Origin of the sequence: Fulvivirga lutea, from assembly GCF_017068455.1 — a bacterium.
Classification (GTDB): domain Bacteria; phylum Bacteroidota; class Bacteroidia; order Cytophagales; family Cyclobacteriaceae; genus Fulvivirga; species Fulvivirga lutea.
The window spans coordinates 872,780-886,621 of record NZ_CP070608.1; the positions used below are offsets into that span (position 1 = coordinate 872,780).

Sequence of the window (13,842 nt, forward strand, 5' to 3'; positions counted from 1 at the left end):
CTTAAAGATTTATGTTCAACATTTCAGCTACTTGCAACTGCTCATCGCCCGTTATAGTGCTGATTGTTAGGTGATAATCAACAAAATATTTCTTTGCTACACGCATAATGTCTTCTGCCGTAACTTCTTCATATTGTTGATAAGCTTTGTTTACATCAGCCGGATCTCCGGTTAGCCAAATGTAGCTCGACAAAGAATTGGCAATGTTTGAAGGGCTATCTAAATTCATTGCATAACTGTATTTGATGTTACTTTTAGTTTCAGTTAACAATACTGAATCTACCGGCTCAGTTTTTAGCTTTTCGAGTAATGCATCAATTTCTGATTTTACATAACTCATATCGCTTTTGTCAACCAATACGGCATTTACTGACCATAATCCAGGATCAACCATGTTTAGGCCTCCAGCAGAAAGGCTTCTTACCTTTTGTTCCTCAATCACTAATTTCTTATAGATATCAGACTTTTCTGCAAAGGCCATGTTACCAATTACATCTAGCACAGCCATGTCATTATTTTCCACAGAAAATGCAGGACCTTTATAGTTCAAGCCTAATACAGGAGGAAAGTTAGCTTCCTGAATATGTGCATGGCGAGTTTCTTGTTGCTCAGGCTCCTGAGGAATTTCTTGTTTGAAAGATCCTCTTTCCCAAACGCCAAAATACTTTTTAGCCAAAGTCATAACTTCCTCTTTGTTCACATCACCTACCACCATCAATGTTGTATATTCTGGCCGGTAGAATCGATCAAAGAATTCTAAAGAGTAATCATATTGGTTTGGCATATCAACTACATCCTCCCAAAATCCTATTGTAGTGTGAGAGTAGGTGTGTTCTTTAAATGCTGTATTGTATGTTTTCTCATAAAGCTTACTGTATGGGCTAGAGTAGTTTTTTGTATACTCACCTTTTACAGCTCCAGCTTCAACCTTAAAATCTTCTTGAGAGTACTTAAGATTCATAAAACGATCAGCCTCAAGCTCAAACATTTTATCGAGCATATCTGCATTACCTGTCATGTGATACAAAGTTCTGTCCCACCAGGTGTTGGCATTAGCCGCAGCACCAATAGCTTTTAAAGCTTCACTGTATTCTTCTTTGGAATATTTGTCTGTTCCACGAAACATCATGTGCTCGAAAAAGTGGGCGAAACCAGTTTTTCCTTCTTCCACTTCATCTCTACTTCCGGCTCTCACCACAAGATAAAACGAAGCTAATCCGGGACTTTCGTAAGGAACTGTTACTACATTAAGTCCATTTTCCAGTGTATCCTGATGGATAGGATATGGAAAAATGCCTTCGGGCTCATTGTTTTCGGCAACCTCTTTATTGGAATTGCAGCCAACAACAAATAGTATGGCTGAACACGCAGCCAAGAGTATGTTTTTCATAATTAGTATTGGGTTTGTTTTGAATATGTCTGAGAATTAATTTCCAGAATCATCGAAGTAGTCATCTTCATCGAAATCTTCGCCATCGCTTCTACGGCCAACTTCCAGAATTTTAAATTCCGTTCTTCTATTTACCTGATGTTCTTCTTCGGTAGTTGCATTTTGAATAATCAATTTAGATTCTCCATAACCTCGCGCAACCATCCTGGATTTATCAACCCCTTGAGAGGCGATGTAATCCACCGCAGATTGAGCCCTTCTTTCCGAAAGTCTTAAGTTATACTGTTCAGTTTGCCTGTCATCGGTATGTGAACTAAGCTCAATTTTAATTTCAGGATTATCCTTCAAAATCGTAACTAGCTTGTCCAGTTCGGCTGCCGCATCATCTCTGATTTCATATCTATCCAAATCGTAATAAATATTCTCAAGAACAAATACTTTGTTTTTCTCGAGCTTTTCAAGCACAAGTAAAGTGTCAAACTTAACTTCAGTTACAAGCGAAGTTAGTGTATCTCTATCAGCAGATTTACCTACAGTAGTAAATGGTTGTCTTGTAATTAGATATTGTTGTTTCCCGCCAGTCTTTTTAGCAACCAAATTGTAATGCTCATGCTCATACACTCTGAAGAGGAATTTTCCATCATCACCTGTGGTAGCTTCATCTAATTCATTGCCGCTGTAATCCAGCAATCGAACATCCACGCCAGTTAGTATTTGTAAAGAATCGTTGCTGTCGTGCGTCATGGTCACACCTTCCAGGTAGTAATTCACAATTTTAAGATTCGGATCTTCATTTAGGAAGGTATAGATGTCATCGTCTCCTTCGCCACCATCTCTGTTTGATGTGAAAAACCCTCTGTCTGCTTTGTAGAGAAACATCCCAAAATCATCGGCATTGGAGTTGATAGGAACTCCAAGATTTTCAACAGTTGTTACACCATTTGTTCTTCGAGCAACAAATAAATCTAAGCCGCCAAAGCCAGGATGTCCGTCACTAGAAAAATATAAATGTCCATCGTCAGAAACGTATGGAAACATATCATTACCTGTAGTATTTAACTCAGGCCCCATGTTAATTACTTTATAAAATCGACCTCTGGCATTTCTTCGGGCACTGTAAAGGTCTACCCCACCATAACCACCAGGGCGGTTGGAAGCAAAATAAAGGGTGCGACCATCTCTACTAAACGCAGGAGAGGAATCCCAATAGCCGGGATTGTTAATATTCAACATTCTTGGCTCAGTCCATTGGCCGTTCCTTAGTATAGACATGAATAGATTGACATCTGCCGTTCCTTTTCTTTTACCAGAGTTACCTCTTGCGAAAACAATAGTTTTCCCATCAGGACTAAAAGTGAGAGAGCCTTCATTAACATTATTTGTATTTATTAAATCACTAATAGATTTAATGCTTGTGCTGTCTACACGGGCGCCATTTGTTTCTGCTACGTAGATGTTTGTAAATGGTGTACCAGTGGCTAAATAAATTTTATTATTTCCTCTGCTAGACGTGAAATAGAGCTTACCATCATTATAAATAGGAGAATATTCTGCTGCAGATGTATTTACTGCCGATAGGTTTTTAACCCGAAAGAAATTCTCTTTCTGCCTAAGCTCATCAAGGTAATTGAGGTTATCAAATTCTTCACTTGCACGTGCTTGAAACTCTTCGTTATCTACAGATTTCAAATATTTATCAAGTTCAGCTCGGGCTTTTTCATACTCCCCTCTTGATTTTAACGCAAAAGCATAATGCAAACGAATAGAGTCATTTTCCATTCCGTTAAGCATAGCCTTCTCATAATATGGGGCGGATTCAAAGAATCTATTTGATTTTCGATACGATTCGGCTACAAAGAAATTGGCCTCTGGGTCGTCAGGGTTTTTAGCCAAAACTTTGTTGTAAGTATCAATTGTATTCTGATACCTACCTAAAGAAAATTCTTTGTTTGCCTTCTTGTAAACACTGCAAGAAGCTGTAATAAGTAGTAGCGAGACTACAATTAGTTGAGTTAAGCGATTCATGCGTTATAATTCTCCTTCAATAATAATGAATTACAAGTCCTGAATGATAACGAAAAACAATTTTGTTAGATTGCTGTGGAAGGAAGAAACCTACCTGCCCAACTTTCTGCCAATGGTAAAATCCATTTTTCTTCCAGCTCTTTCTTCAATGATATGGCATTGTTAAACACCATCACTTCAGTAGCAAGCTCACCTGATTTTACTTTGTTTTTGAAATTATTGAGTGATTCGATTTTTATTTCATCGTTTTCTTTAAATGCGATTTGGGTTCTGTCAAATAAATCAACATTCAAGTTTTGCGCTAAAGACCGCATAAAATTTACGGATGAATCAATAGAGCAACCTGTTGCATTATGCAAATTTTCATCTACAGCTAATGCTATAAAACGATTATAATAAATTTTGTATGACGCCTGAAGGTTATTTCCATGCGCGGTCCATTGATTTATAAATTGCTCGAGGAGCGGTTCTATTTTAGCTATTTCTTCAGTGGTTAACTCCCGTGAGGATTGATAGACCCACAAGCGCGCATTGTCTGAAATAGAATCAAATGATACATACATAGTCTCAAATTTAACAAATAAACTTATTCCGTTAGCCAAAAGTTTCAATTCTCATTACAAGTCAGGTAAATGACTTTTTAGGCACTTTTAAGCCTATAAATTAGCGTTCTGTTTTGCCAATCCGTTACCCGTGATAGTTTCGTGATACTTGCTAAATACATTTGTGGGGTCAGTATTTAAAAAAATGAAGAGAGTTTTACTCATAGAGGATGATTTGCACATAAAGGAACTTTTAGAAATACATCTTAAAGATCTTGGCTGTGAGCTTACCATGGCCATGGATGGCAAGGTCGGATATACCCTTGCTACAAAAGAGCAGTTTGACTTGATCATTTTAGATATCATGCTTCCAAATAAAGACGGGTTGGAGATTTGCAGAGACCTTCGCGCCCATCAAATTCTTACCCCTATTCTAATGCTTACCGCTCGTAGCGAAGAAATTGATAAAATAATGGGATTAGAAACCGGGGCCGATGACTATTTAACGAAACCATTTAGTGTTAGGGAATTTATTGCTCGTGTAAAAGCCATTTTCAGAAGAATGGAAATGTCTAAAGGAGATAAAGAAGACAAAGCTTTATTAAAGATTGGGGAATTGATAATAGACCATGCGAAAAGAAAGGTTGTGGATGGTGAAGAACGCATAGAACTTACGCCCAAAGAATTCGATTTATTGTATTTGTTAGCTTCCAACCCTGGCAAAAGCTACAGTCGTGATAGATTATTGACCCTTGTTTGGGGATATGAATTTGAAGGGTATGAGCATACTGTAAACTCACATATTAACAGGTTAAGAGCCAAAGTAGAAAAAAACCTATCTAATCCGCAATACATTCTCACCACGTGGGGCGTGGGTTACCGTTTTAATGATGAGCTTGAAATAACTAAAAACCTAGCCTCATGAGAAAGTTGCCATATTTCTGGAAAATTAGCATCACACTGGTTGGTTTGTTGTTAATCGTTGGGATAGTGTTCGTAGCTGTAACGGCCCAATTTGCTGAGAAATATTTTCAAGAACGGAATCAGCGTTTAAATGCCTCCATTGCTGAGCACATTATTACCGAAGTGAAGCCATTTATAAATGGCGAACTTTCAAAAGAAGCTACTCACGACATCATGCACCACATGATGGCCATTAACCCAAGTGTGGAGGTTTATTTGGTAGATCCTAATGGTAAAATAATAAGTTATGTGGCGCCCTACAAAAAGGTGAAACTTGATTCCATCAATTTAAAACCGGTAAAGAAATTTATAAAGTCAAAAGGCAAGCAATATGTTGTTGGTGATGATCCTCGTAATCCTGAAAAACAAAAAGTATTTTCAGCGGCACCCATTATTGGTGTTAAAGAAAATGTAGATGGCTATGTATATGTAGTGCTAGCCAGCGAAGAATACGAATCCGTTTCTGATTATCTTTTTAATAGCTATATAGCAAAGCTGGGAGGCAGAACATTAATAATATCACTTGCAGCCGCCATTCTCTTGGGTATTTTAATTATTTGGTTGATCACTAAAAACCTGAATAAACTCATTGATACTGTGAATAGATTTAGAAATGGAGAAATGAGTGCACGCATGGAAGTGAAGGAAGAAGGAGGGCTAAATGACCTATCTATTGCGTTCAATGAAATGGCCGATACCATCGTAGGTAACATCGAAGATCTTAAATCAATGGAAAACCTCAGGCGAGAACTGGTGGGCAATGTTTCGCATGATTTACGAACACCTCTTGCCGTTATTCATGGGTATATCGAAACGTTGATTATTAAAAAGGACAGTCTGAATAACACAGAGAGAGAAAAGTATTTGACCATTATTTTAGAAAGCACTGAAAAGTTAAAAAAATTGGTAAACGAGCTTTTTGAGCTTTCGAAGTTGGAGGCCAAGCAAGTGGTTCCCAATAAAGAGCCATTCTACATTCAAGACCTGATGAATGACCTCGTGCATAAATATCAAATGCTCGCTAAAGAAAAAGACATAACTATTCAGGCAAGTTCAGAGGCAAGTCACTCAAATATGATGGTGAACGCGGATGTTAGTTTGATTGAAAGGGTACTACAGAATCTATTGGATAATGCACTGAAATTTACTCCGAAGCATGGTTTAATTACATTGCAGATTGACCAGGCAGATCAAAATGTAGAAATTAAAGTTTCTGATAATGGGCCGGGAATCCCTAAAGATCAAATCCCATTTATTTTTGATAGATATCATATAGGAGATAAGCGCATTAGCCTCGATAAAAATAGCACTGGTCTTGGGCTGGCCATTGTAAAAAAGATACTTGAAATTCACGATGCTACCATAGAATTAACGAGCAGATTGAATCAAGGCACAACATTTAAATTTCAATTACCTCAATATAGTTAAAATGAGAAAGATTTTAGGAATGATATTTTTGGCTACACTCTCCGCTTGCATAGGCACAGATGTAGTGAATGACCCGTTGGTAGACCCTACACTTACCATTGAAGATGATGACAAGCTCGTTACACTTTTAGTGGGGGATACAGAGCAATTAACTGTACTTTATATGAATGAAACTGGGGCAGCTGAATCAGTAGATCCTATTTGGATGGTCGACAATTCCGATATTGCAACCGTAAATAATGATGGCTTAGTGACTGCCAGTGCAAAAGGACAAACAAATTTACGAGCAACATTTAATGGCATATCAAGTTTGGATGTTCTGATAAGTGTTGCTGAAAATATGGATGACATCGTAAAAGTGCTGATCACTGAACCAGAAAAATCAAAAATTGATGTAGGTGAAATGCTTCAACTTAGTGCTACGGGCTGGAATTTAAGTAACATGCAAGTGGTAGATGGTGTGGTAACTTGGGAGGTGGACAATGAAAGTGTTGCAACCATTAGTGAAGCTGGAGTACTAACCGGCATTTCTAATGGTAATGTTAAAATAACCGCTTCTATTGATGGTGTAAATAGTGTGCCAGTCGAAGTTGAAGTAGGCTCTAACGCACTTACGGCTCAGTTCGAAGGAAGAAGTGGTTATACAGCGGTAGGCACGGCAACACTAGACACCAATGATGATGGTGATATTATTCTTACCCTAAGTGATGATTTTCGAACATCATTTGCTTTAGGCACCTTTATTTATTTATCAAACAGTACATCCGGCTCCGAAACAAAAGGTGGCGGGCTACAACTAGGTGAAATAACCACCAATGGAGCCAAAACATTTAACGTTTCACAGGCAAATGCAAGTGTAACACTTAACACGTATCGATATGTAATTGTGTTGTGTTTTCCGGCCTCAATCACATTTGGTTTAGCAGACTTTCAAAAATAAAATCATGAAGAAATTAATAATATTTTCATTACTCGTATCTATTGGTATAAGTTCTTTTGCCGGGGGTGGCTGGCCGCAAGAAAAAGGTAAAGGCTACTTTAAGCTCGGCCAAAATGCCATTGTTGCAGATAAATTTTACGATTTAGAAGGCGATATTATCGACATTACCACCATTAGCCTGTATACAACCAGTCTATATGGTGAGTATGGTATTACTGACCGTTTAACGGCCATTGCTTATATTCCGTTTTTTGTTCGAAGCACATTAAATGAGCAGGAATTTCAACCTTCGGGCACGGTCATCCCTGGTGATGAAATAAATTCATTTGGCGATACTGACATAGGCATTAAATATGGCTGGACACCGGGAAAGAAGATAGCCTTTGCCACCACACTAACTTTAGGCTTGCCATTGGGTAAAACAGCAGAAGGTACCACTGATTCTGGCGATGCAAGAATACTTCAAACAGGCGATGGTGAATTCAATCAAATGCTTTTTGCCGATGCCAGTTACTCATTTTATCCTTTGCCGTTGTATGCTTCAATTGGCCTTGGATATAACAACCGAACAGACGGTTTTTCTGATGAAATCAGATATAGTGCCGAATTAGGGTATACCGTATTTAAAAATTTCAATGCAGCCTTAAAACTATACGCCACAAAATCAACCAACAATGGAGACGAGAATGGGCAACCCGGAGGAACTGTTTTTGGCAATAATGTGGAGTACATTTCTTATGGACCGGAAATCAGCTATATATTCAAAGAACACTTTGGAGTGGTAGTTTCAGCTGCTTATGCTACCGGAGGTCAAAATCTACTGGCTGCTCCAAATTATGGGTTCGGATTTTTTTATAAACTTTAACTTTCTGTTAGAACCTCGTGATCTTTTCGTGATAACTCATGTCGTAGTTTGTATCAAACAAAAACAAATAAGACATGAAAAAATTAGCAGTATTATTTTTAACAATTAGTGTAGTATTTCTTAGCTGCAGCGATGATGATGGTGAAACAGTAACAATTGACAGCAGTCAACCAACAGGTAACTTAAGTGTACAACAATCTGGCAGCTTTGTAGCTGAAGGGGGCACAAATAGTTCAGGAACTGTTGACATTGGCATTGATACTCAAGGCACTCAGTTTCTTCGTTTAGGATCAAACTTTGAAACAGCCGTTGGAACAGGAACAGTAGCAGTATACTTGTCAACCTCAGCTGTTTATACTCCAGACCCGATGAACGGCAATCCAAATTTAAGGTTAGTAGGTTCGGTTAACGAGAATGGTCAAGCCTTCTTTAAACTCGATCCTGTAGCAGAAGCTAAGTTCACTCACGTGATCTTGTGGTGTACTTCAGTGGGCGTACAGTTTGGTAATGCAGAATTGAACTAATGGCCATCTACAAGCATAATTGCATCATAACTAAGTATTTAGCCTCATTTATTGGGGCATTACTTATTTCTGTAGGCTCCATTCAGGCACAAAGCGGCTGGACAAAAAAGAAAGGTGAATATTTTCTTAAACTGAACTATACAACCGGCTCTTCTGATAAATACTTTACCATTAATGGAGATGAGCTTACAACCGCAGAATTTACACAAAGCAATGCATCGCTCTATGCAGAGTATGGCTTGACGGATAAGATTACACTGTTGGCGCACGGGCCTATTTTTAGAACTCAAAAATTTGAAACTACTGAGACGATTTCTGCCATAGGCGATTTGCCAATTGGCTTAAAATATAGTTTGTTGCAAGGTGCAATTCCTCTTTCTATTGGATTAGTAGTAGATATTCCTCTGGCTAAAGCCGATAATTTCGCTAATAATAAAGAGATTGCGAATACTCGTATCAATTTACCTACTGGCGATGGGGAGTGGAATTATCGTTTGACATTGGCTGCATCGCATTCATTTTATCCTACTCCGGTTTATGTCTCTGCTTATAGTACCTATAACTATAGAACAGAGTATGAAAATACCTCTTTCAGCGATCAGTTGATTGCCGGGGTTGAGGGTGGAGTGAACATTGCAAACAAAGTGTGGCTGAGTCTATCAGTACAGTTTCAGGATACGTTTGGAGATCCCGAGGTCGTTGATTTTGTACGTGGTGAAGGCACTGAGTTTACGGCTATCAATGTAAGTGCTACTTATATGATTACAGAACGTTTAGGTGCGAATGCTTCATTTTTTAGTTATAATGATTTGATCTTTAACCGTGTAAACCTTTATAGTGCGAATATATTCGGCATAGGGCTAACATATGAATTAAAGAAATGAAAGAGTTAAAAGCCTATTCCACTACTGCCCTGCATTTGCTCATAGAATTACATTCCGCAGGGCAGTTTTATATACTATTCAAAGCAGTTAAAAGCTCTTCATTATTCTTATCTATTTCAAGCCCTTTCTCAAACTGTAGCCTAGCCAACTCCATATCGCCAACTCTTAAATAATACCTGCCCATCGTTAAAAAAGGGCGACATTCTTGAGGAAACAGAAGGCAATTCAATTGAAAAACTGCCTCTGCCTCAGGTAACTGGAAGGAAGTGAATAACTTGTAACCATAGGTGTTCAACACAAATTGATTCTCTACCTTCCCTTGCCACTCGCCCGCAATTGAGTCAATTTGGGAGTTTACATGATTGTATCCAGAGGTTTTAAATAGCTTGTTTAAGGCGGTTACAATTTCATAATTAGGTGAGTATTGATTGTCAAGTAGTGCATTAATATCTGCTGTTAATGATGTTTTAGGAGATTCAACAATTCGATTTATTTCAATTGAATCTTTGTAGAAGATGAATGTAGGCACTCGGTGGATGTTCAGCCCAGCTTCTTCACCGAAAGGACTTTGCTTATAATTTTGAAATGTGTGGTCGAGCCCGATGAGAGTAATATTCTCAAAATTAAGCTCATCCATAATTTTAAGAAAACGAGGAACTTCGCGTTTGCTATCCCCGCACCAGGTTCCTAGAAAAATTTGAATAGAATCAACATTAGAAATTTTTGATGAGAGAAGTTGTAGTTCAGATTTTTCAATGTTAAACGTGTCGTAATTGGGGCTGAACCATTCTGCAAAAGGAGCTTCACTTAAAAGTTCTTTATCAAATGAACCAAGAAGCTTAAGCTGGCCTGTGTTGTTAATCTTGATATACTGCTGCCCGTAAGTAGTTAGGGCAGTAAAAAGTAAAAGCAAAGTAAAATGGTGTTTCATGATTTTTGGTTTTGTCTATCAAACCTACAATCACCACCCTACTTTGCTTGTTAACGAATTCTTAAATTTTGTTATCAGGTTGTTAAAGCCCTTCTGACTCTGCTATTAGCTCTGCTAAATCTTTTACCTGTACCTGACCTTCTTTTTCTTTATTCTTCACTCCATCGCTCATCATAGTAAGGCAGAATGGGCAACCTACAGCTATGGTATCAGCACCGGTTTCCAATGCCTCTTCCGTTCTATCGATATTTACTTCCTTGTTACCTTTTTCTGCATCCTTAAACATCTGAGCGCCACCGGCACCACAGCAGAACCCTTTTGTCTTACATCGCTTCATTTCCACCAATTCGGCATCTAATGCTTCAAGCACTTCTCGTGGCGCTTCATAGACGTTATTAGCTCTACCCAAGTAGCATGAATCATGATAAGTAATTTTCTTTCCTTTGAACTCTCCACCGCCTTTCAAACCAACTTTTCCATCATTAATCAGTTGCTGAAGGAAGGTTGAATGATGTATCACTTCATAATTTCCACCTAGGGCAGGATATTCATTCTTGATGGTGTTAAAACAATGTGGACATGCGGTAACTACTTTCTTCACATTGTAGCCATTCATTACCTGAATATTAGCTACTGCCTGCATTTGAAAAAGAAACTCATTTCCGGCTCTTCTCGCAGGATCTCCGGTGCAGGTCTCTTCGGGCCCTAAAACGGCAAATGAAACCCCTACTTTATTCAGAATTTTAACAAACGCTTTTGTTACATTTTTGTATCTATCATCAAAAGAACCGGCACAACCTACCCAAAAAAGTATTTCCGGGCTTTCTCCTGATGAGGCCATTTCGGCCATAGTTGGTACTTTATATGTAGTTTCACTCATAGTTTTTTCTTATTGATTTTTATGAATCAGCCTTTTCAGATTTTAGATCATTTGCCCAATTAAAACGATCGGTTGGAGCAAATTTCCAAGGGGCAAAACTTGTTTCAATATTTTGGAACATGCTATTCCATGAAGCTGGAGACCCAGATTCTTCCATGGCTACATACCTTCTCATTTCCAGTATGATTTCTAATGGATTAATATTAACAGGGCAAGCCTCAACACAAGCATTGCAACTTGTACATGCATTTATTTCTTCTTTGGTGATGTAATCTCCTAATAATGACTTACCATCTTCCAGTCCTTTTCCACCTTTTTCAATACTTGTTTGTACCTCATCTGCTCTGTCTCGAGTATCCATCATTATCTTACGAGGAGATAATTTCTTACCCGTTTGGTTTGCGGGGCATTCTGACGTACATCTTCCACACTCCGTACAAGAGTAAGCACTCATGATATTTTTCCATGTTAGGTCATTCACGTCCTTGGCTCCGAATCTTCCTACTTCAGCAGGAGGTGCAGCAGCCTGTTCAGTATTAATGCCTAGCATCATATTCACCTCATTGGTAACGGCATCCATGTTATTCATCTCACCTTTAGGCTTTAAGCTTGAATAATAGGTGTTCGGAAATGCCAAGGCTATATGCAGGTGCTTGGAGTAAGTAATGTAAACTGAGAAAGCCAAAATTCCAACGATATGAAACCACCAGGCACCTCGCTCCACTATTACTAACATATTATCACCAAAACCGTCAAGTAAAGGAATTAAGAAGCTACTAAAGAATAAACTACCTGTTGACGCATACTGATCAGGCATTCTTGTTTGAAGTAGTTGATCGGATGCATTCATGGTTAGGATGGCAATCATTAAAATAATTTCAATAACAAGAATTAGATTACCATCTAAGGTTGGCCATTTGGTCATTTCGGCTGCATGAAATCGCTTTACTTTCAAAACATTTCTACGAATAAGAAAAACAACGCATGAGAATAAAACAGCTACTGCTAAAAATTCAAACACATTCATCAGCACATTGTAAAAAGAACCTAAATAGGGCGCAAATAAGCGATGTGTTCCTAAAATGCCATCAAGTACAAATTCAAGCACTTCTAAATTGATGACCAGAAAGCCAACATAGATTAATAAATGTAAAAATGCCGGAATAAACCTTTTGAACATTTTCTTTTGCCCGAAGGCTACCAGAAGCATGTTATTCAATCGTGCCGATTTATTATCAGAAAGGTCTACATCCTTACCTAATTGTATAGCACTTCGTATGTGTTTTATCCTTTTTGTTAAGATAAATGCAGCGACTCCCACTACAATTAAAAAAAGAACTTGCTGTATGTATTCCATGTAGAGATATTTTTCTATCTATAATTTTACTAAAAATATTTGCGCCAAATGCAAAATTCAATAAGTTTGCATCCACTTTTAAAAGGTGCTGTAGCTCAGTTGGTAGAGCATCGGACTGAAAATCCGTGAGTCGGTGGTTCGAGCCCACTCAGCACCACCTCAAACCTCTCAGAATTCTGAGAGGTTTTTTTTTCGGCACATACCAACTTTTCAATTTTCAACATACTCAAAAATAGCGGATCGGCATAAATATAGTATGCATGCACACTATTTTATGTCTAATTTAAAATAATTCTTGATTGTGGATTGAAGTTTACTTCTTCTTATGCGGATTGGCACCCATACCTCTTAGCTTCATGACTTCACGCTCGTTCAGGTGTCGCCATTTGCCACGCTGTAAATTGGTTTTATCAAGAGTGGCATACACTACCCGATCTAATTTCATTACCTGATACCCAAAATGCTCAAAAATTCTACGAACGATTCTGTTTTTGCCTACATGAATTTCTAAACCTAGCGTTTGCATATCTTCAAGTATGGCGACTTCATCAATTTTAACAGGCCCATCTTCCAACGTTATTTCCTCATTCAATTGCTCAAAATGAGCTTTAGTTATAGGCTTGTCAATTTCTACGCGGTAGATTTTTTTAATGTTATTGGATGGGTGCGCTAGTTTAACGGCCATTTCACCGTCATTGGTAAATAATAGCAAGCCCGTAGTTTCACGGTCTAGTCTTCCAACAGGATAAATACGTTCTTCACACGCATTTTTTACCAATTCCATTACTGTTTTTCGTTCGTGCGGATCGTCAGTTGTGGTGATAAAACCTTTAGGCTTATTTAAAAGCACATAAACCAGCTTTTCAGTTTTAAGAACCTTCCCTTTGTATTGAACCTTATCACCCGGATTAACTTTAAATCCTAGTTCGGTTACAACTTGTCCATTAACCTTAATATCTCCAGCTGCAATAAGTTTATCCGCTTCTCTGCGTGAACAAACACCAGCATTGGCAATAAATTTATTTAAGCGAATCGGCCCCGATTCAGTTTTGTCAGGTTTAGGTTGTGTTGATTTCCCTTTATTTGGAGATTGTCGTCTGGGCATGTGCAGTA

13 protein-coding genes and 1 tRNA gene are annotated in these 13,842 nt (G+C 38.2%); 7 read left to right on the forward strand and 7 right to left on the reverse strand.

What is annotated here, in order from left to right; translation table 11 throughout:
* Window position 1: 1 nt before the first annotated feature.
* The 3 genes from JR347_RS04080 to JR347_RS04090 form a co-directional block, all read right to left on the reverse strand.
* Window positions 2-1,390 carry a M16 family metallopeptidase gene (locus JR347_RS04080; protein ID WP_205722781.1) on the reverse strand — a complete coding sequence of 463 codons (1,389 nt, stop codon included), beginning with the start codon at window positions 1,388-1,390 and terminating at the stop codon, window positions 2-4.
* Window positions 1,391-1,426: 36 nt separating this feature from the next.
* The gene (locus JR347_RS04085; protein WP_205722782.1) at window positions 1,427-3,415 is read right to left on the reverse strand and encodes an OmpA family protein; all 1,989 of its coding nucleotides are present in this window, start codon (window positions 3,413-3,415) and stop codon (window positions 1,427-1,429) included.
* Window positions 3,416-3,480: 65 nt separating this feature from the next.
* Window positions 3,481-3,978 carry a hypothetical protein gene (locus JR347_RS04090; protein ID WP_205722783.1) on the reverse strand — a complete coding sequence of 166 codons (498 nt, stop codon included), beginning with the start codon at window positions 3,976-3,978 and terminating at the stop codon, window positions 3,481-3,483.
* A 184-nt stretch (window positions 3,979-4,162) separates the two neighbouring features.
* Between JR347_RS04090 and JR347_RS04095 the strand changes: the two genes are divergently transcribed.
* The 6 genes from JR347_RS04095 to JR347_RS04120 all read left to right on the forward strand — a co-directional run bounded on the left by JR347_RS04095 (window position 4,163) and on the right by JR347_RS04120 (window position 9,561).
* Complete coding sequence (locus JR347_RS04095; protein WP_205722784.1) at window positions 4,163-4,882, forward strand: response regulator transcription factor; 720 nt, start codon at window positions 4,163-4,165, stop codon at window positions 4,880-4,882.
* A complete protein-coding gene (locus tag JR347_RS04100; protein ID WP_205722785.1) occupies window positions 4,879-6,348 on the forward strand; it encodes a HAMP domain-containing sensor histidine kinase in 1,470 nt (489 codons plus the stop codon). The genes JR347_RS04095 and JR347_RS04100 overlap by 4 nt, the downstream gene beginning before the upstream one ends.
* A 1-nt stretch (window position 6,349) precedes the next feature.
* Complete coding sequence (locus JR347_RS04105) at window positions 6,350-7,288, forward strand: Ig-like domain-containing protein (RefSeq protein WP_205722786.1); 939 nt, start codon at window positions 6,350-6,352, stop codon at window positions 7,286-7,288.
* Window positions 7,289-7,292: 4 nt separating this feature from the next.
* The gene (locus JR347_RS04110) at window positions 7,293-8,153 is read left to right on the forward strand and encodes a transporter family protein (protein ID WP_205722787.1); all 861 of its coding nucleotides are present in this window, start codon (window positions 7,293-7,295) and stop codon (window positions 8,151-8,153) included.
* A 74-nt stretch (window positions 8,154-8,227) separates the two neighbouring features.
* Window positions 8,228-8,677: a DM13 domain-containing protein gene (locus JR347_RS04115; protein ID WP_205722788.1), complete on the forward strand. Its 450-nt coding sequence runs from the start codon at window positions 8,228-8,230 to the stop codon at window positions 8,675-8,677.
* Window positions 8,677-9,561: a hypothetical protein gene (locus tag JR347_RS04120; protein ID WP_205722789.1), complete on the forward strand. Its 885-nt coding sequence runs from the start codon at window positions 8,677-8,679 to the stop codon at window positions 9,559-9,561. The genes JR347_RS04115 and JR347_RS04120 overlap by 1 nt, the downstream gene beginning before the upstream one ends.
* 67 nt (window positions 9,562-9,628) lie before the next feature.
* On the opposite strand, the gene JR347_RS04125 is transcribed toward JR347_RS04120, so the two are convergent.
* The 3 genes from JR347_RS04125 to JR347_RS04135 form a co-directional block, all read right to left on the reverse strand.
* Window positions 9,629-10,492, reverse strand: a complete 864-nt coding sequence (locus JR347_RS04125; protein ID WP_205722790.1) for a TlpA family protein disulfide reductase — start codon at window positions 10,490-10,492, stop codon at window positions 9,629-9,631.
* Between the two features lie 82 nt (window positions 10,493-10,574).
* The gene (locus tag JR347_RS04130; RefSeq protein ID WP_205722791.1) at window positions 10,575-11,372 is read right to left on the reverse strand and encodes a (Fe-S)-binding protein; all 798 of its coding nucleotides are present in this window, start codon (window positions 11,370-11,372) and stop codon (window positions 10,575-10,577) included.
* Window positions 11,373-11,391: 19 nt separating this feature from the next.
* Window positions 11,392-12,729: a (Fe-S)-binding protein gene (locus tag JR347_RS04135; RefSeq protein WP_205722792.1), complete on the reverse strand. Its 1,338-nt coding sequence runs from the start codon at window positions 12,727-12,729 to the stop codon at window positions 11,392-11,394.
* Between the two features lie 84 nt (window positions 12,730-12,813).
* Here JR347_RS04135 and JR347_RS04140 point away from each other — a divergent pair.
* Window positions 12,814-12,886, forward strand: a tRNA-Phe gene (locus tag JR347_RS04140).
* 156 nt (window positions 12,887-13,042) lie between these two features.
* Here JR347_RS04140 and JR347_RS04145 read toward each other — a convergent pair.
* Window positions 13,043-13,834 (reverse strand): pseudouridine synthase, encoded by a 792-nt coding sequence (locus JR347_RS04145; protein ID WP_205722793.1) that lies wholly within the window; start codon window positions 13,832-13,834, stop codon window positions 13,043-13,045.
* Window positions 13,835-13,842 lie beyond the last annotated feature (8 nt).